Here is a 23034-nt window from a genome sequence, read left to right as displayed (position 1 = left end):
GCGTCGAAGCAGCAAGGGCTCACTGCCATGCAGGCCACACCCCATCCGGAAGAATCCCGACACCATGCCCCGGCGCGCGGGAAGCGGCACCTGCGCAGCATGTTCGACCACTTTGCCGCGGGCGCGACGCGCGGCGCGGGGTCACCCTACGCCTTCGGGTCGGCGCTGCTTGCCGTGCTGGTATGGGCGGCCTGCGGCCCCTTGTTCGGCTACTCCGAGACCTGGCAGCTGGTGATCAATACCGGCACCACCATCGTCACCTTCCTGATGGTGTTCCTGATCCAGCAGGCCCAGAACAAGGACGCGCGCGCGCTGCACCTGAAGCTGGACGAATTGCTGAAGGCCATGAAGGGCGCAGACGACCGCATCGTGGATATCGAGGAACTGGACGAAGACACCTTGCGCAAGCTGGCGGAACGCTACAAGCGCCTCGCGCAGCGCGCCGGCCAGAAGGACGCTCCAGAGCCGCCGGAAGACCGGCGCGGCGCAGCACCGCAGTGAGGGGGATGGGCAGCAGGCCGAAGCAGCCGATCAGCTACGCCGGCGTGCGGCCGGCGCCTGGCTGCAACCCCGGAGCACGGCCTCCGCAGCTTCGCGGGCCATGCGCTCCGACTTGAATCCCCGCCGTCCATGCCGAACGCTGACCTTGCCGCTGGCGGTGTCGGTGGAAATGATGGTCCAGGCGAAGTCGCAGACTCCGAACTGCTCGACCTGGATTTCGCGGGCGATCGGGGCGCCCTGGCGGGCTTTGGTGTCACCTTTGGTGTCACCCCTGGTGCCAGGGTCGCCGCTTGAGGAATGCAGAAAAGCCATATCGGCATTTTAACCGCTGCTCGCGGCGCCCGCCCCGCACGGGGAGAGGCCCCAAGCACGGAATGCGCGGCCATGAAAAACGCCGCTGTGAGTAGCGGCGCGCAGCGTTGCAGCGTATCGAATGGAATTTGGTGGGTCGTGCGCGGCTCGAACGCGCGACCAACGGATTAAAAGTCCGGTGCTCTACCAACTGAGCTAACGACCCAAACCAAGCCCGCGATTATGCACGGTTTCGCGGGGGTTGTCAAAAATTAGCCGCAGTTACCAGGTCGCCACCACGGCGCCCTTGTACTTCCCGAGGATGAAATCCTTCACGGGCTGGCTGCGATAGATGCGGGCCAGCTGCTGCAGCTCGGGGCGACCCTTGTCTTGCTCGCGCACCACCAGCACGTTGGCATAGGGCGAGTCCGGCGCTTCCTGGGCGATGGCGTCCTTGCGGGGGTCCAGGCCGGCCTCCAGCGCGAAGTTGGTGTTCACGGCCGACGCATCGGTGTCGTCCAGCGAACGGGGCAGCTGGGCCGCGTCGAGCTCGATGAAGCGCAGCTTCTTCGGATTCTCCGTCACGTCCAGCGGCGTGGCCTTCAGGCCCGCCTCGGGGCTCACCTTGATCAGGCCCGCCGATTGCAGCAGGAGCAGCGCGCGTCCGCCGTTGGTGGGATCGTTGGGGATGCCGATGCGCGCGCCTTCCTTCAGTTCGTCCAGCTGCCTGATCTTCTTGCTGTAGATGCCGATGGGGAAGATCACCGTCTTGGCGATGCTGACCAGCTTGTAGCCCCGGTCGGCATTGGCGTTGTCGAGATAAGGCTGGTGCTGGTAGCTGTTGGCGTCCAGGTCGCCCGCAGCCAGCGCCATGTTGGGCTGCACGTAGTCGCTGAATTCGACGATCTGCAGTTGCAGGCCCTGCCTGGCGGCCTCCTGCTTCACCACTTCGAAGATCTGCGCGTGCGGGCCGGCAGTGACGCCCACCTTCAGCGGCTTGTCCTGCGCCAGGGCAGGCTGGGCGAAAGCGGTGAGGCCCAGGGCCAGCGCGGCCAGGGTTTTGGCGATGATCATTGCATGTCTCCAGATGGAACGAGGGCGCCCGCGGGAACGGGACTGCACCCGCCCGCGTGGCACAACAGGGGCTTACCAGGCGGCGGTGAGGGCGCCCTTGAATTCACGGTCGATGTAGTCCTTCACCGGCTGGCTGTGGAAGGCCTCGATCAGCTGGCGCACCCTGGGGCTGTCCTTGTCTGCTTCGCGCACGGCCAGGATGCCGGCATAGGGCGAGTCGGCCGATTCCCTGGCAATGGCGTCCGTGGTGGGATTCAGGCCCGCCGGCAAGGCGTAGTTGGTGGGCACGACGGAGGCGTCCACGTCATCGAGCGAGCGCGGCAGCTGTGCCGCCTCGAGCTCCACGAACCGCAGCTTCCTGGGGTTCTCCACCACGTCCAGCGGCGTGGCGCGCAGGCCGGCCTTGGGATCGAGCTTGATGATGCCCTGCTGCTCCAGCAGGATCAGGGCCCGGCCTTCGTTGCTGGGGTCGTTGGGCAGGCTGATCCTGCCGCCTTCCGGCAGCGCATCCAGGCTCTTGAGCGTCTTGCTGAAGATGCCCATGGGGAACATCACGGTCTTGGCCACGGCCACCAGCTTGTAGCCGCGATCGGCATTGGCGCTGTCCAGGAAAGGCTTGTGCTGGTAGCTGTTGGCGTCGAGGTCGCCCGCGGCCAGCGCGGCGTTGGGCTGGATGTAATCGCTGAACTCCACGATCTCGATATCCAGCCCATGCCTGGCAGCCTCCTGCTTGACGGCTTCCATCACCTGGGCGTGCGGACCGGCGGTGACGCCCACCTTGAACGGCTTGTCGGCGCCCAGCGCGGGCTGGAACAGCGTGGCGGCGCCCAGGGCCAGGACGCCGAGGGCCTTGAAGAACTTGATGCTCATGTTGCGGATTCCAGAGAGAGCGGAGAAACGGCCCGGCCGCGCCTGCTCACGCGGCGACGGGCATGGTTGGGGAACGCGGCGCCTAGCGGTGGGACATGCGGCGCACCAGCCAGTCGCCCAGGCTTTGCACCGCCTGCACCAGCAGGATCAGCACCACCACCACGGCCAGCATCACTTCGGGCAGGAAGCGCTGGTAGCCGTAGCGGATGCCGAGGTCGCCCAGGCCGCCGCCGCCGATGGCGCCGGCCATGGCCGAGTAGCCGATGAGGCTGACCAGCGTGACGATGACCCCGGCCACCAGGCCGGGCAGCGATTCGGGCAGCAGCACCTTGGCGATGATCTGCAGCGGCGATGCGCCCATGGCCCGCGCCGCCGTGATCAGGCCCGGGTCGATCTCGCGCATGGCGTTCTCGGCGATGCGCGCCATGAAGGGAATGGCCGCCACCGACAGCGGCACGATGGCGGCCGTGGTGCCGATGGAGGTCTGGGCCACCCAGCGCGTGAACGGGATGATGGCCACCATCAGGATCACGAAGGGAACCGAGCGCGTGGCGTTGACGATCAGGCCCAGCACACGGTTCACGCCCAGGTTCTGCAGCATGGCGCCGCGCGCGGTCACGACCAGGATCACGCCCAGCGGAATGCCCACCAGCACGGAGATGGCGCCGGAGACGCCCACCATCAGCAGCGTCTCAAGCAGCGAAGTGAGCAGCAGGTCTATCAGTTGCGGGCTCATGAGCGATTTCTTCCACGATGATGTCGCGCCGTGCCATGGCGGCCAGCGCATTCTGCAGGGTCCGCGGGGCGGCCTGCGCCAGCACGAACATCGTGCCGACGGCCACTCCCTGGATGTCTTCGACGCGCGCCTGCACCAGGCTGAGGTCCAGCGCGTGTTCGCGTGCCAGGTCCGACAGCAGCGTGTCGGCGCCGGCGCCCGCCAATGAGAGGCGCAGCAAGCGCACCGGCGCGTCGGGCCGCGCCGCGGACAGACGCGCGATGCGCTCGCGCACGGCGGCCATCGTGGCGTCGGTGAGATCGGAGGCCGTGGCGGCCGACACCATGGCTCGCGTCACGTCGTGCCTGGGCGCGGCGAAGATGTCCTGGGTGCGGCCCATTTCCACCACTTCCCCATGGGACAGGACGGCGACGCGATCGCAGATCTCGCGCACCACTTCCATCTGGTGCGTGATCATGACCACGGTGATGCCGGTGGCGCGGTTGATCTCGCGCAGCAGCGCCAGGATGTTGTGCGTGGTCTCGGGATCCAGGGCCGAGGTGGCCTCGTCGCTGAGCAGCACGTCGGGATCATTGGCCAGGGCCCGGGCAATGCCCACGCGCTGCTTCTGCCCGCCGCTGATCTGGCTGGGATAGCGGTCGCGCAGGTGCTCCAGCCCCACCAGGGCAAGCAGGCGCTCCACGCGCGCCGGGATCTCGGCCCCGGGCACGCCGGCGATCTCCAGCGGCAGCGCCACGTTGCCGTACACGGTACGGCGCGCCAGCAGGTTGAAGCCCTGGAACACCATGCCGATGCGCCGGCGCTGGGCGCGCAGCTGGGCCTCGTCCAGGCCGGTGAGCGTCTGGCCGCCCAGCGTGATGCGGCCGCTGTCGGGACGCTCCAGCAGGTTGATGCACTGTACCAGCGTACTCTTGCCCGCGCCGCTCGGCCCGATGATGCCGAACACCTCGCCCTGCTCGATGCGCAGGTCTATGCCGCGCAGGGCTTCGAAGCGGCCATGCGGCGTGGCGTACGTCTTGGATAGATTTTCAATATGAATCATGGGATGCGATTGTCTATCGCCTCTTTTCTAAAGAGAACGACCGTTTATTCCTCTCTTAATCACTTTTGGATATATGAAATGCCGGGCAGGCGCGGCCCTCCCCCATCGGGGGCCGCCGGAAACGGCGCTGCAGCGAAACGACGGGCCGGTCAGCACCGGCCCGGGGCAGGATCAGCGGGCGCGCGAAATGCGCACTTCGGCGCCTCGGCGTTTGACCTCCAGGCCTTCGGAAGGCAGGATGCGCAGTCCTTCGAGGCCCTTGATGTAGCTGGACCCCTGCATCTGCATGACGCGGATTTTATTGCGCATGACGACGGGGTTGTGGACCGGCATGCCGAACATCCAGACTTCGTCGAGGATCCGCGCGGAATTGAACTCGCCGGCATGCTGGGCCGCGGGGCCCAGGCACAGCATGTGGCCCTCGCGGCCGAACACGGGATACTGCTCGGGACCGCATTGCATGGTCCAGGTCGTGCCGCCCTCGTAGCGATGCCCCGTGGCCAGATCCCACCAGGCGTCGCCCTTGGGCAGGTAGACGCGCACTTCGCGCCCGGGGCGCAGGATGGGGGCCACCAGCAGCGCCGGCCCCAGCAGATACTGAGTGTCCCAGGCATGCGCGTGCGGGTCGTTGGGGAAGCTCAGTGCCATGGAGCGTTGCACCGGCAGGCCGGTGCGCACGGAATCCTCGATGGCGCCCAGCACGTACGGGATGAGGCGGTAGCGCCAGTTCATCCAGGTGCGCACATGACCCAGGGTTTCCTCGCCGAAGGCCCAGGGCATGAGCCCGGGCACGCCCTGGAATGCCAGGTTGGCCGAGAACACCCCGGCGGCCACCCAGCGCACGTACAGCTCGGGCGTCATGGCGTCGAGCGCGGCGTCGACACAGCCGATGTTGTGCACCTGCACGGGCACGCCGCTCGCGCCGATCGACAGCGCGGTGCGCAGGCTGTGCTCGAGCCCGGCCCAATCGTTGGTGACGCGCGGTCCGGCCTGCCACGGCAGGCGCTGGGCTGCGGGGAACAGGTCGGTGCCGGGCACCACGCCCTCGGGCGGCACCTTGTGTCCGGCCACGGCGTCGAACAAGGCGCGGCGCGCGAGCAGCGGATACATGGTGCGCAGCGCCGGGCCGGCCTCGCCGTTGCGCGCGCTGACGTCGTCGGGAATGGCGATCTGCGCGTCGCACACCGGCGCGTCCAGGCCGTCCTCGACGAGCAGGCGATGCTTTTCCACCCACAGGTTGTAGGCGTCGCGATACGTGAGGTCGAGCAGGCCATAGGGCTGGCCGCCCGTGTAGGCATTGCCGTCGAAGACCTGGGCGCTGCCGTCGTCGCGCATGAGCAGCCATCCCCGGTCTTCGAGCTCCTCGAACAGCGGGCTGCTCTTCAGCACGCCGGGAAAGCCCGGCGCGGCCACGTGCACATGGTGCTTGTGGAACAAGGCCAGCATCTGGCGCGCGTCGGGGAAGCGCTGCGGGTCCCATTCGAGCACGGGCTTGTCGGCCTGGAAGCGCCAGGCCGAGGGCAGCGCCAGCGAAACGGCGTCCAGCGGGATCTGGCGTTCGCGCATCTGTTCGACCAGCGCGGCCGTCTGCGTGGCCATCTCGCCGGGAGCCTGCTGCAGCCACGCCCCCATGGCCCACAGCACGGGCTGGCCGGCGCGGCCAGTGAGGGCCGTGTACTGGTTGAGGATCTCGGCGGGCTCGCCGGCGAACAGGAACAGGTCGAGCACCGTATCGTCGATGGACAGCACGTAGGCATCGTCCGCGGGCCCGATGCCGGGCGCATGCTCGACCCGCTTCATGGTGTTGGCGTAGATGCCCCAGCCGCGCGGGCTCCAGGCCAGCGGCAGGGCACGGTGCTCGGGGTCGTCGGACACCACGGCCTCGGTGCGGCGGTTGAGGTCTCCGGGCGTTTCGCCCAGGCCGTAGACCCCCTCCTCGGGCTCCAGGCCGAAGCTCGCCGTCCAGACCGATTGCCCAGGCTCGTCGAGCCCGACGTGGCCGAACGCCGGCGCGTGCGCCGACACGTGCGAGGACAGCACGACGTGGTCGCCGCGCGTGAGCGTGATGCGCACCGGATCCGACAGCAGTTCCAGGACGACGTCGCCCTGGACGATACGCCAGCCGCCGCCGTCGTCGCGCGGCGCGACAGTCGCTTCGCCCACGGCCTCCTGGCGGGCCAGCAGCATCTCGGCCACGGCGCGGGCCCGGGGGCCGGCCTTGTCGTCGGCGAGCAGCGCGGCTTCGCCGCAGCGAAGCCGGAACACGCCCGGCGCATGCGCTTCGACTACCAGATGCAGGCCGTCGCCCGCGTCGAAATCGATGCGACTCGGGCGCGACGTCAACAGCTCGACGTGTTCGAGCTGGTTAGTATGGGCAAAGTCGAACTTGGGCGGCACAGAGCATCCCCCGGCTTAAGCTTTAAGCCAAAAAGCTTCAAAAGACGCTATTTTGACGGATTTGGCCTATGAAATAAACTCGGTCCCCTTTTTGGCTCCGAACCGGGTCCGCGGACGGGACGCTCAGTGCATGCGGGCAGGGGCCAGAGCGCTCACTAACGCCTTTGAATGCAGGCCTGCCGGGGGCTCAACGGGGAGCAATCTGCGCGATCAGGTCGGTTTCCAGCGGCAGCGGCTCGCCGCACATTTGCGCGGCGATCAGGTCGCCTGCCAGCGCCGACCAGCTCAGTCCGCGCGAGGCATAACCCGTAGCGAGCCACAGTCCCGGCACGCCGGGGACGGGCCCGACGGCGGGCAGGCGCCCCGGCATTACCGCGCGCCATCCGGCCCAGCCCGGCAGCAGTCCGTCGGCAGCCATGTCGGGAAGCGGACGGCCCAGCAATCGCTGCACCTTGTCCAGGTTGACGCGCTGGCCTTCGGGCCCGATCCGCGCATCGGCTGCCCCGTGCACGTAAGTGCTGCCGGCCACGCACCAGCCCTGCAGCGCAGGCAGCAGGTAGCCCTCTCCGCCCACGATGCAGCGGGGGCCGCCGCCCAGACGGGCCGCAGGAAGCAGCGTGATCTCCCCTGCCAGGGCATGCATCTGCGCCAGCCGGGGCAGCGCCGCCAGCCAGCCGCCTGCCGCCAGCAGCGGCAGCACCCCGGTGGCATTGGCCAGCACTACCTGTGCCGCCTCGGCCAGCACGGCCCCCCGCGCGTCCAGCACGCGCCAGCCGGCGGCTGCCGGCTGCACGGCCGCCGCCGAGGCGCGCCGGCAATCTATGCCGGGCGTTGCCAGCAGGCCGCCGATCAGGGCGCCGGGCCGCACCAGCAGTCCGTCGGCGAAGAACACGCCGCCACGCGCCACCGGAATGCCGGCCAGGGCGCAGGCTTCCTCGCGCTCGACGGCGCGCGCCCAGTCCGGCGGCAGGCCGCAGGCATCCAGTGCCTGCGCCAGCGCCACGGCCCGGCCGGCGTCACGCTCCAGCTGCAATGTGCCGCAGCGCTGCACGGCGTCGTCCAGGCCCGCCCAGCGCTGCAGCGCCCGCTGGCTGCCGGCACGCGAGAGGCGTGCGCGGGGATTGTCGTCGCGCGCCACTACCGGCGTCAGCGCGGCGGCAGGATGGCCGGCATGGGCCTCCACTCCGCCATCCGAGGCCAGCACCGTCACGCGCCGGCCGCGCAGCGCCAGGGCCTGCGCCACGCCGGCGCCGGCCAGCCCGCCGCCCACCACCACCACGTCCGCGCCATCGTCATCCGGCAGATCCGGCGCCTGCTGGGCAGCCTCCTGTGCCCGTACACCCACACTCATCTGCGACTTGCCGCCGAAACCCGGAACGCGCCGCACCGCGAAGCCTGCGGCCGCCAGCGCCCGGCGCACGTGGCCCGCCACCGTCCAGGTCGCCAGCGTCGCATCGGGCGCGGCAAGCCGGGCCAGCTGCGCCAATAACGGCGGCGCCCACATCTCCGGATTGCGGCTGGGCGCGAAGCCATCGAGGAAATACGCGTCCACCCGCGCGGCAAGGCGGGGCGCGACCTGCGCCGCATCGCCGAAGGCGAGCGTCAGCGTGACGGCGCCGTCTTCGAACTCCAGCCGGTGCAGGCCGGGAAGCAGCCGCGGCCAGCGCGTCGCCAGGGCTTCGCCCAGCGGGCGCAGCGGCGCGGGCAGGTGCTCGCGCAGCGCCCGCTCCAGCGCTTCGCGCGCCAGAGGATATCCCTCTATCGAAAGCATGTGCAGGCGGCGCGGTCGCTGCGGATCCTCGCGCCAGGCATGCCACAGCGCCAGGAAACTCAGGCCGATGCCGAAACCGGTCTCGCAGACCGTGAACCGGCCGCGGCCGCGCCAGCGCCCGGGCAGCCCGTTGCCCTGCAGGAACACGTGCCGGGCCTGGCCGAGCGCGCCGGCGCGCGAGTGGTAGATATCGCCGTAGCGGGGGCTGTAGAGCCGGCCGTCGGCATCGACGGTGATGTCTGCAGGCTGCAGCAGATGAGACGAAGACATGACATCAACTTTGCGGACATTCCGCGAGAAATCCTGCTCCGGCGTTGGCTGCGCGCCACGCAGGAGGCTCGAATCGTCCATGTTGCAGGGCGGCGCGCGCGCATGGGCTTACACTCGGGTCATGTCTACGACCGATACCCGCCCCGCCACCGGCGGCGCGCTGGACCTCGCCGCCGCCATCGACGTTGCCGTATGCGCCGCGCATGCCGGCGCAGCCGTCCTGCAATCCTATGCGCACCATCGCGCCGACCTCGTGATCGACCGCAAGGCCCGCAACGACCTGGTATCGCAGGCCGACCGCGAGGCGGAAGCCGCCATCCTCGAAGTGCTGCGCTCACGCACGCCGGACTTCGGCATTGTCGCCGAAGAAACCGGCGGCAAGCCGCAAGGCGTGGCCACCTGGTACATCGACCCGCTCGACGGCACCACCAATTTCCTGCACGGCATCCCGCACTACGCGGTTTCCATCGCCCTGGTGGCGCACGCCGGCGCCAGGCTGCGCGGCGGCGAATCGCCCGAGCAGGACACCCCCGTCGTGGGCGTGGTCTACGACCCCAGCCGCGAAGAACTGTACACCGCCGTATACGGGATCGGCGCCTGGCTCAATGGCAGGCGCATCTCGTGCTCGCGCACCACCGGCCTCGACGACGCCGTGCTCGCCACCGGCCTGCCCTTCCGCGACTTCTCCTTCGCAGACCAGTACATGCCCATGCTGGACGACGCCATCAACCGCACCCGCGGGGTGCGCAGGATGGGCGCGGCCGCCCTGGACCTGGCCTGGACGGCCTGCGGCCGCTACGACGGCTACTGGGAAATGGGCCTGGCACCCTGGGACGTGGCCGCGGGCACCGTCATCCTGCGCGAAGCCGGCGGCGTCTGCACCGACATGTACCGCAGGTCGCCCTGGCCCGTGGACGGCAACGTGGTGGCCGGCAACCGCGGCGTGCACGCGGCGCTGCAGGCCATGGTGGAACCGCACCTGCGGCCGCCGGCGGAACCCGCCGAATAGCCCGCCGGGGCATCACACCGGCGCCGCATCCCCGCGCAGGGCCCGGCGCAGTATCTTGCCCACGCTGGTCTTGGGCAGTTCCTCGCGGAACACCACCGTGCGCGGCCGCTTGTAGCCGGCCAGCCTGTCGTGGCACCACTGCAGCAAGTCGGCCTCGGTGAGGCCGCCGTCCTTTCTCACCACATAGGCCTGCACCGCCTCGCCGGAATGCGCGTCGGGCACGCCGACCACGGCGCACTCCAGCACCCCCGGATGGGCCGCAAGCACGGCCTCCACCTCGTTCGGATACACCTTGAAGCCCGAGACGGCGATCATGTCTTTCTTGCGGTCGACGATGCGGGTATAGCCGCGCTCGTCCATGATCCCGATGTCGCCCGTGCGGAAGAAGCCGTCGGCCGTCATGGCTGCACGGGTTTCGTCCGGACGGTTCCAGTAGCCCAGCATCACCTGGGGGCCACGTATGCCGATCTCGCCGCGTTCGCCTTGGGGCAGCGCCCGGCCCGCGTCGTCCAGGATGGCCAGGTCGGTCGACGGCACGGGCAGGCCGATCGAACCCGAATACGCCGTGGCATCGGTGGGATTCACCGTGGCCACCGGCGAGGTCTCGGACAGGCCGTAGCCTTCGATCAGCGGCCGCCCGGTCAGGGCCAGCCAGCGTTCGGCCACATGCGGCTGCACCGCCATGCCGCCGCCCAGCGTGAGCCGCAGGCCCGAGAAATCCAGGCGCGCGAAATCGGGATTGTGGGCCAGCGCATTGAACAGGGTGTTCACGCCGGGAAAGATGTTCACCGGCGTGCGGCGCCAGGCCGCGATCAGCGCAGCCTGGTCGCGCGGGTTGATGACGAGCAGGTTGCGCATGCCGGCATGCATGGCATAGAGGCCGCAGACCGTCATGGCAAAGACATGGTAGAGCGGCAGCGCCCCCAGTATCGTGAGCGGTTGGCCTTGGAGGTCGCGCAATGCGGGGGCCGCCACGGCCTCGGTCTGCAGCACGTTGGCGATCAGGTTGCCGTGCGACAGCATCGCGCCCTTGGGCGTGCCGGTGGTGCCGCCGGTGTACTGCAGCACGGCCAGGTCGTCGTGGCCCCTGGGCACGGGGGCATGCGCAGCGCGCGCGCACTCGCGCAGCACCTGCTCCAGCCGCTGCGCGCCGTCCAGCCGCCATGGCGGCACCACGCGCTTCAGGTGGCGCGCGGCCAGGTTCACCAGCCATGACCGCGCCGGGCCCAGCAGATCGCCCGGCCCGCTGACCACGATGTGCCGGGGAACGGCGCGCGCCGGGACCTGCTGCAGCGTATGCGCGAAATTCTCCAGGATCACGATGGCCTCGGCGCCGCAGTCCAGCAGCTGGCGCTCGAGCTCGGCGGCTTGCGACAAGGGATTCACGTTCACCACCACCAGGCCTGCGCGCAGCGTTCCCAGCAGCGCGACGAGGTAGGCCGGCACGTTGGGCAGCATCAGCGCGACGCGCGCGCCCGGCTTCAGGCCGCGGCGCTGCAGCCAGGCCGCGAAGGCACGGGCGTGCGCATCGATGGCGGCGTAGCGGATGTCCACGCCCATGGCGGTGCAGGCAATGCGCCCGGCATGCCGCCGGCAGGCCTGGCCCAGCAGGTCGGTGAGGCAGGCATGGCCGTCCAGCGATATCTCGGCAGGCACGCCCGGCGGATAGTGGGCAAGCCACGGACGCTGCATGGCGTTTGTCTCCATTATTGGATGTTTTGATTGATGATACGCTTGATCCACCCATCCCAGCCTGCCCCCATCGCCATGAAGCTCCTCGAACCCATCGTCGCCTGGCAACAGGAAATCGCCGCCCTGCGCCGGGACATCCACACCCATCCCGAACTGGCCTTCGAGGAATTCCGCACCGCCGACCTGGTCGCAGGCCGCCTGGAGGCATGGGGCGTCGAAGTCCACCGCGGCCTCGCCGGCACCGGCGTGGTCGGCGTCATCCGGGGCAGCCAGCCCGGAAGCGGCACAGTGGGCCTGCGCGCCGACATGGATGCCCTGCCCATGCAGGAAGTGAACACCTTTGCGCATGCCAGCCGCGTGCCGGGCAAGATGCACGGCTGCGGCCATGACGGCCACACCGCCATGCTGCTGGGCGCGGCGCGCTACCTGGCGTCGCACCGCGATTTCGCCGGCACCGTCTACGTGATCTTCCAGCCGGCCGAGGAAGCCGGCGGCGGCGCCCAGCGCATGATCGAGGCCGGGCTCTTCGAGCGCTTCCCCATGGAGGCCGTCTTCGGCATGCACAACTGGCCGGGGCTGCCTGCCGGCCGGTTCGCGCTCACGGCGGGGCCCATCATGGCCTCGAGCAACGAGTTCAGCATCCGCATCCAGGGCAAGGGCAGCCATGCGGGCATGCCGCACCTGGGCGTGGATCCCGTGATGACGGCGGTGCAGCTGGCCCAGTCGCTGCAGACCATCATCACGCGCAATCGCAATCCGCTCGACGCGGCGGTGCTCAGCATCACCCAGATCCACGCCGGCAGCGCCGACAACGTGGTGCCCGGCGACGCCGAGCTGCGCGGCACGGTGCGCACGTTCACCCTGGAAACCCTGGACCTGATCGAGCGGCGCATGGAAGAGATCGCCCGCCATACCTGCGCCGCGCTGGACTGCCACATGGAGTTCGACTTCCAGCGCAATTACCCGCCCACCATCAACCACGCCGCCGAAGCCGCGTTCTGCGCCGAGGTGATCCGCGGCATCGTGGGACCGGACAATCTCGACGATCACGTGCAGCCCTCCATGGGCGCCGAAGACTTCGCCTTCATGCTTCAGGCCACCCCCGGCTGCTACGTCTGGCTGGGCAACGGCACGGGCAGCCACCGCGACGCCGGCCACGGCGCCGGCCCGTGCATGCTGCACAACGGCAGCTACGACTTCAACGACGAGCTGCTGCCGCTGGGCGCCACCTACTGGGTGGAGCTGGCGCGGCAATGGCTGGCCCGCCCCCGCTGATCCGCCAGGCGCGTCAGCCGCCCCCGGCGCCCGCTGCCGGCAAGGTCCCGGGCAGCGCCAGGCAGGTTTCCAGGAAGCGCTGCGCGGCCCGCGCAGCGGCATCGGCATGCGGCACCAGGATGCTCAGCGTGCGGGTCAGCCGGCCCGGCTGCAGCCGCACCGCCGCCAGCGTGCCGTCCTCGTGGCGCATCGACATGATCGACACGAAGCCCACCCCCAGCCCGGCGCGCACCGCCTGCTTCACGCCCTCGACCCCGGCCAGCTCCAGACCCACCGCCGGCGCCAGGCCCGCGCCTTCGAACGCCCGCTCCACCAGCCGGCGCACGCCCGACCCGGGCTCGCGCATCACCAGCGGCCAGGCCGCCAGCTCGGCCAGGCTGGCTTCGGCCGGAGCCGCCAGGGGGTGGTCGGCGCGCACGATGGCCACCACCTCGTCCTGGCGCCATGGATGCACCGCCGTATCCGGAGGCAGGCCGCCCGGCACATCGCCCTCGATGAAAGCCAGGTCCAGGGCCGGCAGCCTCTCCACGATCTGCAGGGTGTTGCCGTCCGACAGATGCAGTCCGACGGCGGGGTGGCGCCGCCGGAAATCCGCCACCAGGGCGGGCAGGAGGTAGCTGGCCGGCGTGGTGCTCGCGCCCAGGCGCAGTCTGCCGGCCTCCAGCCCGCGCCACGCCTCCCGCACCGCCTGCGCGCGCAGATACACCTGGCGCAGTTGCCGCGCCTGCTCGGCGAGGCGCTCGCCGGCCGCAGTGAGCGCCACGCCCTGCCCCTTGCGATGGTAGAGAGGCTCGCCGAACCAGTCCTGCAGCGCGCGCAGTTGCCCCGACACGGCAGGTTGCGAGAGGTGCAGCTGGGTCGCGGCGCGGCTGATGTTGCCGGTATCGGCCACGCAGGCGAAGGTGAGCAGTTGGTCCGGCGTCATGGTAGATATCCAGATTTCCGATATCTGATATCAAAAACCAAAATTTTTCAGATAACAAGCGGAGGATTATTATTTCCGCAAGTTATTTGGTTATGCATACATGAACACCACGGCGCTCCCCGCATCCCCTGCCGCCGCATGGCGGGACAAGCTCAACGGCATTCTCTTCGTCGGCCTGATGGCCACGGCCGTCGTGCAGCTGGCCGACCTGCCCGCCATCCGCCAGCTGGGATTCTCTCCGCTGGTGGTAGGCATCGTCTGCGGCATGCTTTATGGCAACTTTCTGCGCGGCACCATGCCGGCCGACTGGAGCGCAGGCGTCAATTTCACCGCCCGCAGGCTGCTGCGCATCGCCGTGGCCTTCTACGGCCTGAACATCAGCATCCAGCAGATCGCGGCAGTGGGCCTGCCGGGGCTCGCCGTCTCCGTGGCGGTGGTGGTCGGGACGCTGCTGCTGGGCACCGTGGTGGGCCAGCGGCTGCTCGGCCTGGACCGCGACACGGCCATGCTCACCTCCGCCGGCAGCGCCATCTGCGGCGCCGCCGCCGTGCTGGCCTTCGAACCCACGCTGCGCGCCGCCCCCCACAAGAGCGCGGTCGCCGTGGCCACGGTGGTGCTGTTCGGCACGCTGTCCATGTTCCTGTATCCGGTGCTCTACCACGCGGGCTGGCTGCACTTCGACACCCAGGCGCTGGGCATCTACATCGGCGGCACGGTGCACGAGGTGGCACAGGTGGTGGGCGCCGCCAGCAACATCGACCCGGCCACCACCGAAGTGGCCACCATCGTCAAGATGACCCGCGTGGCGCTGCTGGTGCCGGTGCTGCTGGTGCTGGGCCTGTGGCTGCGCAGCCGCGCCAGCGCCGACGAAGGCGCCGGGCCCGCGGCCAGGCTGCCCGTGCCCTGGTTCGCCGTGGGCTTCCTGGCGCTGGCCATCGTCAACTCGCTGCACATCCTCCCCCAGGACTTCATCGACGCAGTGCGCCGCCTCGACGTATTCCTGCTCACCATGGCCATGACTGCGCTGGGCATCGAGACGCGTTTCGCCCAGATCCGCAAGGCGGGGCCGCGCGTACTCGTGCTGGGGCTGGTGCTCTATGCCTGGCTGCTCTTCGGCGGCTACGCACTGGTCAAGCTGGCAGCCTGAAGCGCTTACGACGCGGCCACGTTTTTCCTGCATAATCGACCGGTTCCCCATCCGGAGCCGGTCGCATGGCATCTTCCAATCCATCCGTGTTCACCAGCCTGCCCACGGGCCGCGATCCCGTGCTGCGGGTCATGCCCATGCCGGCCGACGCGAACATCCATGGCGACGTCTTCGGCGGCTGGATCATGGCCCAGGTCGACATCGCGGGCTCGATTCCGGCCGCGCGGCGCGCAGCCGGGCGCGTCGCCACCGTGGCGGTGAATGCCTTCCAGTTCAAGCAGCCGGTATTCGTCGGCGACCTGCTCAGTTTCTATGCCACCATCACCAAGACCGGCACCACGTCCATCACGGTATCGGTGGAGGTCTATGCCGAGCGCCAGCGGCTCGACGCCGAAGTCGTCAAGGTAACGGAGGCCACCCTCACCTACGTGGCCACCGACGAGGCCCGCCGCAGCCGTCCCCTTCCCAAGCTTTGACTCCCCGCGCATGACTCAACCCGCAGCCTCGCCCCGCCGCCTCGATCCCGAAGATGCCCAGCACGCGCTGGCGGCGGTGCAGGAATGTCTGCGTCGCCAGCAGCTGGTCGAAGACCTGGTGCATCGCCAGGAACAGGGAGACGCCAAGGCCACGCTCGTGGAAGACCTGGTGCACCGCCAGCACGAGGCGGAGCTCAAGTCCCTGGTCGACGGCCTGCATCCGGCCGATATCGCCTTCATCCTGGAATCGCTCCCCAAGGACGAGCGCCAGACGGTCTGGCGCCTGGTCAGTGCCGAACACGACGCCGACGTGCTGCTCGAGGTCGAAGACTGGGTGCGCGAGTCGCTCATCGAGGCCATGGACCGCCAGGACCTCGTCGCGGCCACCGGCAACATGGACGCGGACGAGCTGGCCGACCTGGCGCCCGACCTGCCGCCCGACGTGGTGGCCGAGGTGCAGAAGGGGCTCACCGAGGAAGAGCGCGCGCAGTTGCTCGAGGCCATGGGCTATCCCGAGGACAGCGTCGGCGCCATCATGGACTTCGAGATGGTCCGGGTGCGCGAGGACGTCACGCTCGAGGTGGTGCTGCGCTACCTGCGCCGCCTGCACGAGCTGCCCGACCACACCGATCAGGTCTTCGTCGTAGACCGCCAGGACAAGCTGCAAGGCGTGCTGCCCATCGCCACCCTGCTGGTCAGCGAGCCCGACACCGAGGTGAAGGAAGTGATGCTCACCGACTTCCTCGCGCTGGGCCCGCTCGATTCCGACGCCGACGCCGCCGGCGCCTTCGAGCGCTACGACCTCGTATCCGCGCCCGTCACCGACGACCAGGGCCGCCTCATCGGCCGCGTCACCATCGCCGACGTGGTGGACGTGATGCGCGAAGACTCGCAGGAGCAGCAGCTCTCGCGCGCCGGCCTGCAGGAAGAAGACATCTTCTCGCCGGTGGTGAAGGCGCTGCGCAACCGCGCGCCGTGGCTGCTGTTCAACCTGTGCACCGCGGCCACCGCCTCCTTCGTGGCCTCGCGCTTCGAAGACACCGTGAGCCACATCGTGGTCCTGGCCTTTCTGATGTCCATCGTCGCCGGCATCGGCGGCAACTCGGGCAACCAGACCATGACCATGATCATCCGCGCCCTCGCCATGGGCCGCATCACCGGTCGCAACCTGTGGCAGCTGGTCAAGCGCGAGATGCTGGTCACCCTCATGGTGGGCCTGTGCGGCAGCGTGGTGGCCGCCGCCTTCGCCTGGGTGATCTCCGGCTCCTTCGCCATCGCGGTTGTCATGATGGCCGCGATGATCTGCAACATGCTGGTGGGGGCCGGCGTGGGCGTGCTGGTGCCCATGCTGCGCGCGCGCTTCGGCAAGGATCCGGCCATCGGCTCGTCGGTGCTGCTCACCTTCGCCACCGACTCGCTGGGCTTCTTCATCTTCCTGGGGCTGGCCACGGTCTTCCTGCTGTAGCGCGGCCGCGCCCGCCGCCTCAGCCCGGCCCCAGCGGCAGCTCCGTGGTGCTCTTGATGACTTCCATCGAGAAGCTGGCGCTTACGTCCAGCAGGTCCACCGTCTCGATCAGGCGCCGATAGAACCGGTCGTAGGCCGCCATGTCTTCCACGACCACCTTGAGCAGGTAGTCGATGTCGCCCGCCATGCGGTGGAACTCCACCACATTGGGCAAGGCGGTGACCGCGGCGACCAGCCCCTGCGTCCATTTGGCGTTGTGCTGGCTGGTCTTGATGGATACGAACACCGTGAGGTTGAATCCCAGGGCCTGGGGGTCCAGCAGCACCGTCTGGCGGGTGATGACGCCGTCTTCCTTGAGCTTCTGGATGCGGCGCCAGCACGGGGTCACCGAAAGGTTCACCTGCTCGGCGATCTCGGCCACCGAGCGCGTGGCGTCCTTTTGCAGCAGGCTGAGTATCTTCAGGTCCGTCTGGTCCACGGCGGCGTCCTCAGGCGTAGCGGTCGGCGGTGAGGCCTTCCATGTCGATCTCGGGCTTGCGGCCCGCGACGATGTCCGCCACGATCTTGCCGGTTCCGCAGGCCTGCGTCCAGCCATTGGAGCCATGGCCGCAATCCAGGTAGAGATTGCGGTAGGGGGTGGCGCCCAGGATGGCCGGGCCGTCCGGCGTCATGGGGCGCAGCCCGGTCCAGCCCTGCGCCTGGTCGAATGCGATGCCTTGCGGGAACCATTCGCGCGCGACCGCAGTGAGGAAGGCAACGCGGGCCGGGTCGATGCGCAGGTCGTGGCCGCGCAGTTCCGCCATTCCCGCCACGCGCAGGCGATCGCCCAGGCGCGAGATCATGACCTTGTTGTACTCGTCCATGAGGGCGGTGCGCGGCGCGAGCGCCGGCTCCTGGATCTGCGCAGTGATGGAGTAGCCCTTGAGCGGATAGATGGGCAGCCGCAGGCCCAGCGGCCGCAGCAGCGCGGGCGACTGCCCGCCGAGCGCCACGACGTAGGCATCGGCCTGCAGCACGCCGGCGTCGGTGCGCACGCCGCTGACGGCTCCGCCCTGATGCAGCAGCCCGGCGATGCGCACGCCATAGCGCATGGCCACGCCCTGGGCCGACAGGTAGGCTGCCATGCCCTGGGCGAAGCGGTGGCTGTCGCCCGAGGCGTCGGTGGGCAGGTACAGGGCTCCGGCCACGCCGGCCCGCGACTGCGCCAGCGCCGGTTCCAGCGCCGCGACCTCGTCGCCCGGCACGTAGCGCCAGGGCACCTCGAATTCGTCCAGCGCGCGCGTGATGTTCGGAACCGCCTTGAGGTCTGCCTCGCTGCGAAAGAGCTGCAGCGTGCCATCCTGGTGGAAATCGAAGTCCAGAGGCAGCCCTGCGGCCACGATGTCGCGCAGGCAGGCCTGGCTGTAGTGGGCCACGCGCTGCATGCGCAGCTTGTTCACGCGGAAATGTTCCGCATCGCACTCGCCGATCCAGCGCGCCAGCCAGGCCAGCTTGCGTGGCTCGGGCCAGAACGAGAAACGGATCGGCGCCTGGCGCTGCAGCGACATGCGCAGCACCTTGCGTATCATGCCGGGCGCGGCCCACGGCCCCGCGAACCCCGGACACAGCCCGCCGGCATTGCCATAGCTGGTTTCCAGGGCGGCCGCCTCGCGCCGCTCGAGCACCGTTACCTCGTGCCCGTCGCGCCACAGGTAGTACGCCGCGGCCATGCCGGCCACGCCGGCGCCCAGCACCATCACCTTCATGTGGGGATCCCCTCTGTTCTGCGCATCGTCATTGCAATCGGGCATTATGACGCAGCGCCGCCAGAAAAATTTTTCCAATACCCGCATCCGCCGCGCGCGAATTGGCAAAGGCATTCCGCGGCACGGCCGCTAGGATGAAGGGCATGCAGACTCCAGGCCTCACCATGCCGTCCCTCTCGTCCACCACGCCCGCCGACCCCCTGCTGCAGCAGCTCTGCACCGGCGTCGAGCAAGCCCAGGCCGGGGCCGCGCGCGCGCTCCTGCGCGATGTCGGCGCCAGCGTGGCCGGCGCCGGCGAGCTGCTGGCGGCCCTCCCGGAGGATTTGCGCAAGGGCTCGCCCGAGGGCTATCAGCGGCACCTGGCCTATGCCGACCCGCATGGCAGCTACAGCATCATGTACCTGGTATGGCGCCCAGGGCAGTTCAGCCCCGTGCACGGCCACAAGACGTGGTGCACCTACCGGGTATTGCAGGGTGTCCTCTCCGAGACCCACTACCGCTGGGATCCCGGCCAGGCACAGGCCACGCCCTGCGGCCAGGCGGTGCGACGGCCGGGCGACATCGTCACGGCAACGCCGGGCCTGCGCCAGATACACCGGCTCGGCAATGCCGGCCCGGAGGTGGCGATCTCGCTGCACATCTACGGCGTGGCGGGCGCCGACATCGCCACCGGCGTCAACCACCTGGTGGCCAGCGCCGGCTGAACCGGCCTAAGGCCCGTGCGGCCGGGGCGCCGGCGGGCCCTAGAGGCCCGTGTCCAGCGTGTAGTGGGCGCCGTCGCGGTTCTCGAGCGTGAGCGTGGCGAGCGCCGGGACGACGGCTGCGTCGTCCTGGGCAATGTGCAGCCGCAGGTTGCCCAGGGGGAGGTCCCAGCCGCCGGCCGCCGCGGCGGCCGGCACGTCCACGACCTGCGCCAGGCGCTCGGCCACGGCCTGCGCCTGGGCGGCGCGCGCGTCGATGCGCAGGATGCGCCGCGCGCCGTTGGGATGCGCCATCAGCTCGGGCATCCATACGCACTCGGGCGTGAGGTGCCGGCAGAAATACATGCGGATCCCGGGAATCGGCTGTTCCGCGAAACGTACCGTATGGAAGCGCGCCTGCACGGTCTGGTCGCCCAGCCGGGCCGGGCGGGTGAGTTCCTGCACCGGGTTGACGGCAAAGCCCGCTGCGCGCAAGCGCTGGTAGGTGGCCTCCGCGTCGTAGGTGCGGAACACCAGGGCCTCCAGGCCGAACGGCGAGTCGGCGATCTCCTTGCGCGCGGGCGGCGCGCCGGGCGGCCACCCCAACAGCTCGATATAGGTGCTCTCGAGGGCGATCAGGCGATTGCACGAACCGAGGTTGTGCACCGACTTCTCGCTGAGCACGAAGCCCTGGCGCTCGAAATGCGGCGCCAGCTCATCGAGGCGATCGCGCACCATGACGACGGCGTGGTCGAATTCGGTGCGGCCTACGGCGTGCAGCATGGGAGCCCCCGGTTCAGGCGAGTTGCCCGTGGCAGTGCTTGTACTTCTTGCCGCTGCCGCACGGGCAGGGGTCGTTGCGGCCGACCTTGGGCATGGCATTGCGCGCCGGCTGCTGGGGCGGCGGCGCGGCCTGGTCCTGGCCGGCGAGCGCCTCGTCGTAGTCCGAATGGTGATACTGCACGTTCTGCACGTGGGACTGGGCCGTCTCGGCCTCGGCGGCCTGCTCCACCTGCTCGGGCGACTGCACGCGTACGGTAAGGAGCACGCGCACCACGTCGTTGCGTATGCGGTCGAGCATGCCCGAGAACAGCTCGAAGGCCTCGCGCTTGTATTCCTGCTTGGGATTCTTCTGCGCATAGCCGCGCAGGTGGATGCCCTGGCGCAGGTAATCCAGCGCCGACAGGTGTTCGCGCCAGTGCGTGTCGATGGCCTGCAGCATGATGGAACGCTCGAACTGCGACCACGACTCCGCCCCCACCAGCGCGACCTTGCCCTGGTAGGTGGCCCGCGCCGCCTCGCGCACGCGCTCGAGCAGGTCCTCGTCGGTGAGGTCGGGCTCTTTTTCCAGCATGTCGGTCAAGGGCAGCGCCAGCTGCCAGTCGGCCGCCAGGGCTGCCTCGAGCCCGGCCACGTCCCATTGTTCCTCGACCGATTCGGCCGGCACATGGCTGCGGAACAGTTCGGTGACGGCGGCATCGATGAGGTTCTCGACCGTGGTGCCGATGGTGGTGGATTCCAGCACCTCGTTGCGCTGCGCATAGAGCACCTTGCGCTGGTCGTTGGCCACGTCGTCGTATTCGAGCAGCTGCTTGCGGATGTCGAAGTTGCGGCCTTCGACCTTGCGCTGCGCGGTCTCGATCGAGCGCGTCACCATCCCGGCCTCGATGGGCTCGCCTTCCGGCAGTTTCAGGCGCTCCATGATGGCGCGCACCCGGTCGCCCGCGAAGATGCGCATGAGCGGATCCTCGAGCGAGAGGTAGAAGCGCGACGAGCCCGGGTCGCCCTGGCGGCCGGCGCGGCCGCGCAACTGGTTGTCGATGCGGCGCGACTCATGGCGCTCGGTGCCGATGATGCGCAGGCCGCCCGCCGCCTTCACCTGTTCGTTCAGCGGCTTCCATTCGGCGCGCACCTTCTCGATGCGCGCGGCCTTGCCGGCCTCGTCCAGGCTGGCGTCGGCGCGGATCAGGTCGATCTGCTTGTCGATGCTGCCGCCCAGCACGATGTCGGTGCCGCGGCCCGCCATGTTGGTGGCGATGGTGATGTGCCCGGGCTTCCCGGCCTCGGCCACGATCTCGGCTTCACGCGCGTGCTGCTTGGCGTTGAGCACCTCGTGCGGCAGCTTGGCCTTGGTGAGCAGCCCCGACAGCAGCTCGGAGTTCTCGATGCTGGTGGTGCCCACCAGCACCGGCTGGCCGCGCTGGTGGCAGTCACGGATGTCCTCGAGGATGGCGTTGTACTTTTCGGTCGCCGTCTTGAAGACCTGGTCGTTCTGATCCTTGCGGACCATGGGCTTGTTGGTGGGGATCAGCACGGTTTCCAGGCCGTAGATCTCCTGGAACTCGTATGCCTCGGTATCGGCCGTGCCCGTCATGCCCGACAGCTTGTCGTACATGCGGAAGTAGTTCTGGAAGGTGATGGAAGCCAGCGTCTGGTTCTCGTGCTGGATCTTCACGCCTTCCTTGGCCTCGACCGCCTGGTGCAGGCCGTCGGACCAGCGGCGGCCCACCATCAGGCGGCCGGTGAACTCGTCGACGATGATGACCTCGCCGTCCTGCACCACGTACTGCTGGTCGCGGAAGAACAGCGTATGGGCGCGCAGCGCCACCATCAGGTGATGCATCAGCGCGATGTGGCGCGGGTCGTAGAGCGACTCGCCCTCGGGCAGCAGCCCCACCCGTCCCAGGATGGACTCGGCATGTTCGTGGCCGGCTTCCGACAGGTAGACCTGCTGGCTCTTCTCGTCGACCCAGTAGTCGCCCTCGGGCTCGGGCTCGTGCGGCTTGGGCTCGCTGGCCATGCGCTTGAGCAGCGGCGGCACGGTGTTCATGCGCACGTACAGCTCGGTGTGGTCTTCGGCCTGGCCGGAGATGATCAGCGGCGTGCGCGCCTCGTCGATCAGGATGGAGTCGACCTCGTCGACGATGGCGTACGAGAGCCCGCGCTGGCGCCGGTCCTCGATGCGGTACTCCATGTTGTCGCGCAGGTAGTCGAACCCGAACTCGTTGTTGGTGCCGTAGGTGATGTCGGCCCGGTAGGAGGCGATCTTCTCTTCGTTGGTCTGCTGGGGCACGACCACGCCCGTGCTCATGCCCAGGAAGCGGTACAGCCTGCCCATCCATTCGGCATCGCGGCGCGCCAGGTAGTCGTTCACCGTGACCACGTGCACGCCCTTGCCGGCGAGCGCGTTCAGGTACACCGGCAGCGTGGCCATGAGGGTCTTGCCCTCGCCGGTGCGCATTTCGGCGATCTTGCCGTTGTGCAGCGCGATGCCGCCCAGCATCTGCACGTCGAAGTGGCGCATGCCGAACACCCGCTTGCCCGCTTCGCGCACCACGGCAAAGGCCTCGGGCAGCAGGTCGTCGAGAGTGGCTCCCTGGTCGAGCCGCGAACGGAACTCCTGCGTCTTGGCGGCCAGCGCCTCGTCAGATAGCGCCGCGACCTGCGGCTCCAGGCCGTTGATCTGGTTGACCAGCTTGCGGTACTGCTTGAGCAACCGGTCGTTGCGGCTGCCTATGAGTTTTTTGAGCAGAGAGACCATGCGTGTCGGTGGCGAAACGGGCGCCCGGCCGGCTATGGCCGTCGTCCGTGATTCGATTTGGTTAGGCGATTGGGCAGGCAGGGACGCCGCCAGGAAACGAACCAGTTTAACGCACCTGGACGGCAGC

At 69.0% G+C, this 23034-nt stretch carries 20 protein-coding genes and 1 tRNA gene; 7 read left to right on the top strand and 14 right to left on the bottom strand.

Annotation, left to right across the window (positions count from 1 at the left end):
* Positions 1–27: 27 nt before the first annotated feature.
* Entirely contained in the window at positions 28–501 is a 474-nt protein-coding gene (locus ACYBYQ_RS03480) for a low affinity iron permease family protein (protein ID WP_459616990.1), read from the top strand.
* A gap of 30 nt (positions 502–531) precedes the next feature.
* Here the strand turns inward: ACYBYQ_RS03480 and ACYBYQ_RS03475 are convergent, their stop codons facing one another.
* The 8 genes from ACYBYQ_RS03475 to mnmC all read right to left on the bottom strand — a co-directional run bounded on the left by ACYBYQ_RS03475 (position 532) and on the right by mnmC (position 8952).
* The gene (locus ACYBYQ_RS03475) at positions 532–813 is read right to left on the bottom strand and encodes a hypothetical protein (protein ID WP_459616989.1); all 282 of its coding nucleotides are present in this window, start codon (positions 811–813) and stop codon (positions 532–534) included.
* Between the two features lie 129 nt (positions 814–942).
* Positions 943–1018: transfer RNA gene (locus ACYBYQ_RS03470), tRNA-Lys, on the bottom strand.
* Positions 1019–1074: 56 nt separating this feature from the next.
* A complete protein-coding gene (locus ACYBYQ_RS03465; protein WP_459616988.1) occupies positions 1075–1866 on the bottom strand; it encodes a MetQ/NlpA family ABC transporter substrate-binding protein in 792 nt (263 codons plus the stop codon).
* A gap of 72 nt (positions 1867–1938) precedes the next feature.
* Positions 1939–2736, bottom strand: coding sequence for a MetQ/NlpA family ABC transporter substrate-binding protein (locus ACYBYQ_RS03460; RefSeq protein ID WP_459616987.1), 798 nt, complete (start codon positions 2734–2736; stop codon positions 1939–1941).
* A gap of 82 nt (positions 2737–2818) precedes the next feature.
* Positions 2819–3472 carry a methionine ABC transporter permease gene (locus tag ACYBYQ_RS03455; protein ID WP_459616986.1) on the bottom strand — a complete coding sequence of 218 codons (654 nt, stop codon included), beginning with the start codon at positions 3470–3472 and terminating at the stop codon, positions 2819–2821.
* A complete protein-coding gene (locus tag ACYBYQ_RS03450) occupies positions 3429–4514 on the bottom strand; it encodes a methionine ABC transporter ATP-binding protein (protein WP_459616985.1) in 1086 nt (361 codons plus the stop codon). Before ACYBYQ_RS03450 ends, ACYBYQ_RS03455 begins: the two co-directional genes overlap by 44 nt.
* 171 nt (positions 4515–4685) lie before the next feature.
* On the bottom strand, positions 4686–6911 hold the full coding sequence (locus ACYBYQ_RS03445) for a glycoside hydrolase family 31 protein (protein ID WP_459616984.1): 2226 nt from the start codon (positions 6909–6911) through the stop codon (positions 4686–4688).
* Between the two features lie 187 nt (positions 6912–7098).
* On the bottom strand, positions 7099–8952 hold the full coding sequence (mnmC, locus tag ACYBYQ_RS03440; protein WP_459616983.1) for a bifunctional tRNA (5-methylaminomethyl-2-thiouridine)(34)-methyltransferase MnmC2/FAD-dependent 5-carboxymethylaminomethyl-2-thiouridine(34) oxidoreductase MnmC1: 1854 nt from the start codon (positions 8950–8952) through the stop codon (positions 7099–7101).
* A 121-nt stretch (positions 8953–9073) separates the two neighbouring features.
* Here mnmC and ACYBYQ_RS03435 point away from each other — a divergent pair, with 121 nt between their 5' ends.
* Positions 9074–9961 (top strand): inositol monophosphatase family protein, encoded by an 888-nt coding sequence (locus ACYBYQ_RS03435; RefSeq protein ID WP_459616982.1) that lies wholly within the window; start codon positions 9074–9076, stop codon positions 9959–9961.
* Positions 9962–9973: 12 nt separating this feature from the next.
* On the opposite strand, the gene ACYBYQ_RS03430 is transcribed toward ACYBYQ_RS03435, so the two are convergent.
* Positions 9974–11653 (bottom strand): AMP-binding protein, encoded by a 1680-nt coding sequence (locus ACYBYQ_RS03430; protein ID WP_459616981.1) that lies wholly within the window; start codon positions 11651–11653, stop codon positions 9974–9976.
* A gap of 75 nt (positions 11654–11728) precedes the next feature.
* On the opposite strand from ACYBYQ_RS03430, the gene ACYBYQ_RS03425 reads away from it, so the two are divergent.
* The gene (locus ACYBYQ_RS03425; protein ID WP_459618700.1) at positions 11729–12928 is read left to right on the top strand and encodes a M20 aminoacylase family protein; all 1200 of its coding nucleotides are present in this window, start codon (positions 11729–11731) and stop codon (positions 12926–12928) included.
* Positions 12929–12941: 13 nt separating this feature from the next.
* On the opposite strand, the gene ACYBYQ_RS03420 is transcribed toward ACYBYQ_RS03425, so the two are convergent.
* Positions 12942–13853 (bottom strand): LysR family transcriptional regulator, encoded by a 912-nt coding sequence (locus tag ACYBYQ_RS03420; protein ID WP_459616980.1) that lies wholly within the window; start codon positions 13851–13853, stop codon positions 12942–12944.
* Positions 13854–13953: 100 nt separating this feature from the next.
* Between ACYBYQ_RS03420 and ACYBYQ_RS03415 the strand changes: the two genes are divergently transcribed.
* From ACYBYQ_RS03415 to mgtE, 3 genes are all read left to right on the top strand, one after another.
* The gene (locus ACYBYQ_RS03415) at positions 13954–15000 is read left to right on the top strand and encodes a YeiH family protein (protein ID WP_459616979.1); all 1047 of its coding nucleotides are present in this window, start codon (positions 13954–13956) and stop codon (positions 14998–15000) included.
* A 65-nt stretch (positions 15001–15065) separates the two neighbouring features.
* Complete coding sequence (locus tag ACYBYQ_RS03410; RefSeq protein WP_459616978.1) at positions 15066–15476, top strand: acyl-CoA thioesterase; 411 nt, start codon at positions 15066–15068, stop codon at positions 15474–15476.
* Between the two features lie 10 nt (positions 15477–15486).
* Positions 15487–16941 (top strand): magnesium transporter, encoded by a 1455-nt coding sequence (mgtE, locus tag ACYBYQ_RS03405; RefSeq protein WP_459616977.1) that lies wholly within the window; start codon positions 15487–15489, stop codon positions 16939–16941.
* Between the two features lie 19 nt (positions 16942–16960).
* On the opposite strand, the gene ACYBYQ_RS03400 is transcribed toward mgtE, so the two are convergent.
* Together ACYBYQ_RS03400 and ACYBYQ_RS03395 are read right to left on the bottom strand one after the other, a co-directional pair.
* Positions 16961–17419 (bottom strand): Lrp/AsnC family transcriptional regulator, encoded by a 459-nt coding sequence (locus ACYBYQ_RS03400; protein ID WP_459616976.1) that lies wholly within the window; start codon positions 17417–17419, stop codon positions 16961–16963.
* Positions 17420–17429: 10 nt separating this feature from the next.
* Positions 17430–18686 carry a D-amino acid dehydrogenase gene (locus tag ACYBYQ_RS03395; protein ID WP_459616975.1) on the bottom strand — a complete coding sequence of 419 codons (1257 nt, stop codon included), beginning with the start codon at positions 18684–18686 and terminating at the stop codon, positions 17430–17432.
* Between the two features lie 143 nt (positions 18687–18829).
* Here ACYBYQ_RS03395 and ACYBYQ_RS03390 point away from each other — a divergent pair, with 143 nt between their 5' ends.
* The gene (locus ACYBYQ_RS03390; RefSeq protein ID WP_459616974.1) at positions 18830–19390 is read left to right on the top strand and encodes a cysteine dioxygenase family protein; all 561 of its coding nucleotides are present in this window, start codon (positions 18830–18832) and stop codon (positions 19388–19390) included.
* Positions 19391–19429: 39 nt separating this feature from the next.
* Here the strand turns inward: ACYBYQ_RS03390 and ACYBYQ_RS03385 are convergent, their stop codons facing one another.
* Positions 19430–20149, bottom strand: coding sequence for a VOC family protein (locus ACYBYQ_RS03385; RefSeq protein ID WP_459616973.1), 720 nt, complete (start codon positions 20147–20149; stop codon positions 19430–19432).
* A 13-nt stretch (positions 20150–20162) separates the two neighbouring features.
* Positions 20163–22907, bottom strand: a complete 2745-nt coding sequence (gene secA / locus ACYBYQ_RS03380; RefSeq protein WP_459616972.1) for a preprotein translocase subunit SecA — start codon at positions 22905–22907, stop codon at positions 20163–20165.
* Positions 22908–23034 lie beyond the last annotated feature (127 nt).

The sequence above is a fragment of the Bordetella sp. 2513F2 genome, from assembly GCF_054642735.1.
Note: the sequence above shows the minus strand (reverse complement) of the source record. Positions and strands in the feature narration are given on the sequence as shown.

Coding starts and splice junctions, on each gene's coding strand:
- ACYBYQ_RS03480 (WP_459616990.1), top strand. CDS start 28: ATGCAGGCCACACCCCATCCGGAAGAATCCCGACACCATGCCCCGGCG.
- ACYBYQ_RS03475 (WP_459616989.1), bottom strand. CDS start 813: ATGGCTTTTCTGCATTCCTCAAGCGGCGACCCTGGCACCAGGGGTGAC.
- ACYBYQ_RS03465 (WP_459616988.1), bottom strand. CDS start 1,866: ATGATCATCGCCAAAACCCTGGCCGCGCTGGCCCTGGGCCTCACCGCT.
- ACYBYQ_RS03460 (WP_459616987.1), bottom strand. CDS start 2,736: ATGAGCATCAAGTTCTTCAAGGCCCTCGGCGTCCTGGCCCTGGGCGCC.
- ACYBYQ_RS03455 (WP_459616986.1), bottom strand. CDS start 3,472: ATGAGCCCGCAACTGATAGACCTGCTGCTCACTTCGCTGCTTGAGACG.
- ACYBYQ_RS03450 (WP_459616985.1), bottom strand. CDS start 4,514: ATGATTCATATTGAAAATCTATCCAAGACGTACGCCACGCCGCATGGC.
- mnmC (WP_459616983.1), bottom strand. CDS start 8,952: ATGTCTTCGTCTCATCTGCTGCAGCCTGCAGACATCACCGTCGATGCC.
- ACYBYQ_RS03435 (WP_459616982.1), top strand. CDS start 9,074: ATGTCTACGACCGATACCCGCCCCGCCACCGGCGGCGCGCTGGACCTC.
- ACYBYQ_RS03430 (WP_459616981.1), bottom strand. CDS start 11,653: ATGCAGCGTCCGTGGCTTGCCCACTATCCGCCGGGCGTGCCTGCCGAG.
- ACYBYQ_RS03425 (WP_459618700.1), top strand. CDS start 11,729: ATGAAGCTCCTCGAACCCATCGTCGCCTGGCAACAGGAAATCGCCGCC.
- ACYBYQ_RS03420 (WP_459616980.1), bottom strand. CDS start 13,853: ATGACGCCGGACCAACTGCTCACCTTCGCCTGCGTGGCCGATACCGGC.
- ACYBYQ_RS03415 (WP_459616979.1), top strand. CDS start 13,954: ATGAACACCACGGCGCTCCCCGCATCCCCTGCCGCCGCATGGCGGGAC.
- ACYBYQ_RS03410 (WP_459616978.1), top strand. CDS start 15,066: ATGGCATCTTCCAATCCATCCGTGTTCACCAGCCTGCCCACGGGCCGC.
- mgtE (WP_459616977.1), top strand. CDS start 15,487: ATGACTCAACCCGCAGCCTCGCCCCGCCGCCTCGATCCCGAAGATGCC.
- ACYBYQ_RS03395 (WP_459616975.1), bottom strand. CDS start 18,686: ATGAAGGTGATGGTGCTGGGCGCCGGCGTGGCCGGCATGGCCGCGGCG.
- ACYBYQ_RS03390 (WP_459616974.1), top strand. CDS start 18,830: ATGCAGACTCCAGGCCTCACCATGCCGTCCCTCTCGTCCACCACGCCC.
- ACYBYQ_RS03385 (WP_459616973.1), bottom strand. CDS start 20,149: ATGCTGCACGCCGTAGGCCGCACCGAATTCGACCACGCCGTCGTCATG.
- secA (WP_459616972.1), bottom strand. CDS start 22,907: ATGGTCTCTCTGCTCAAAAAACTCATAGGCAGCCGCAACGACCGGTTG.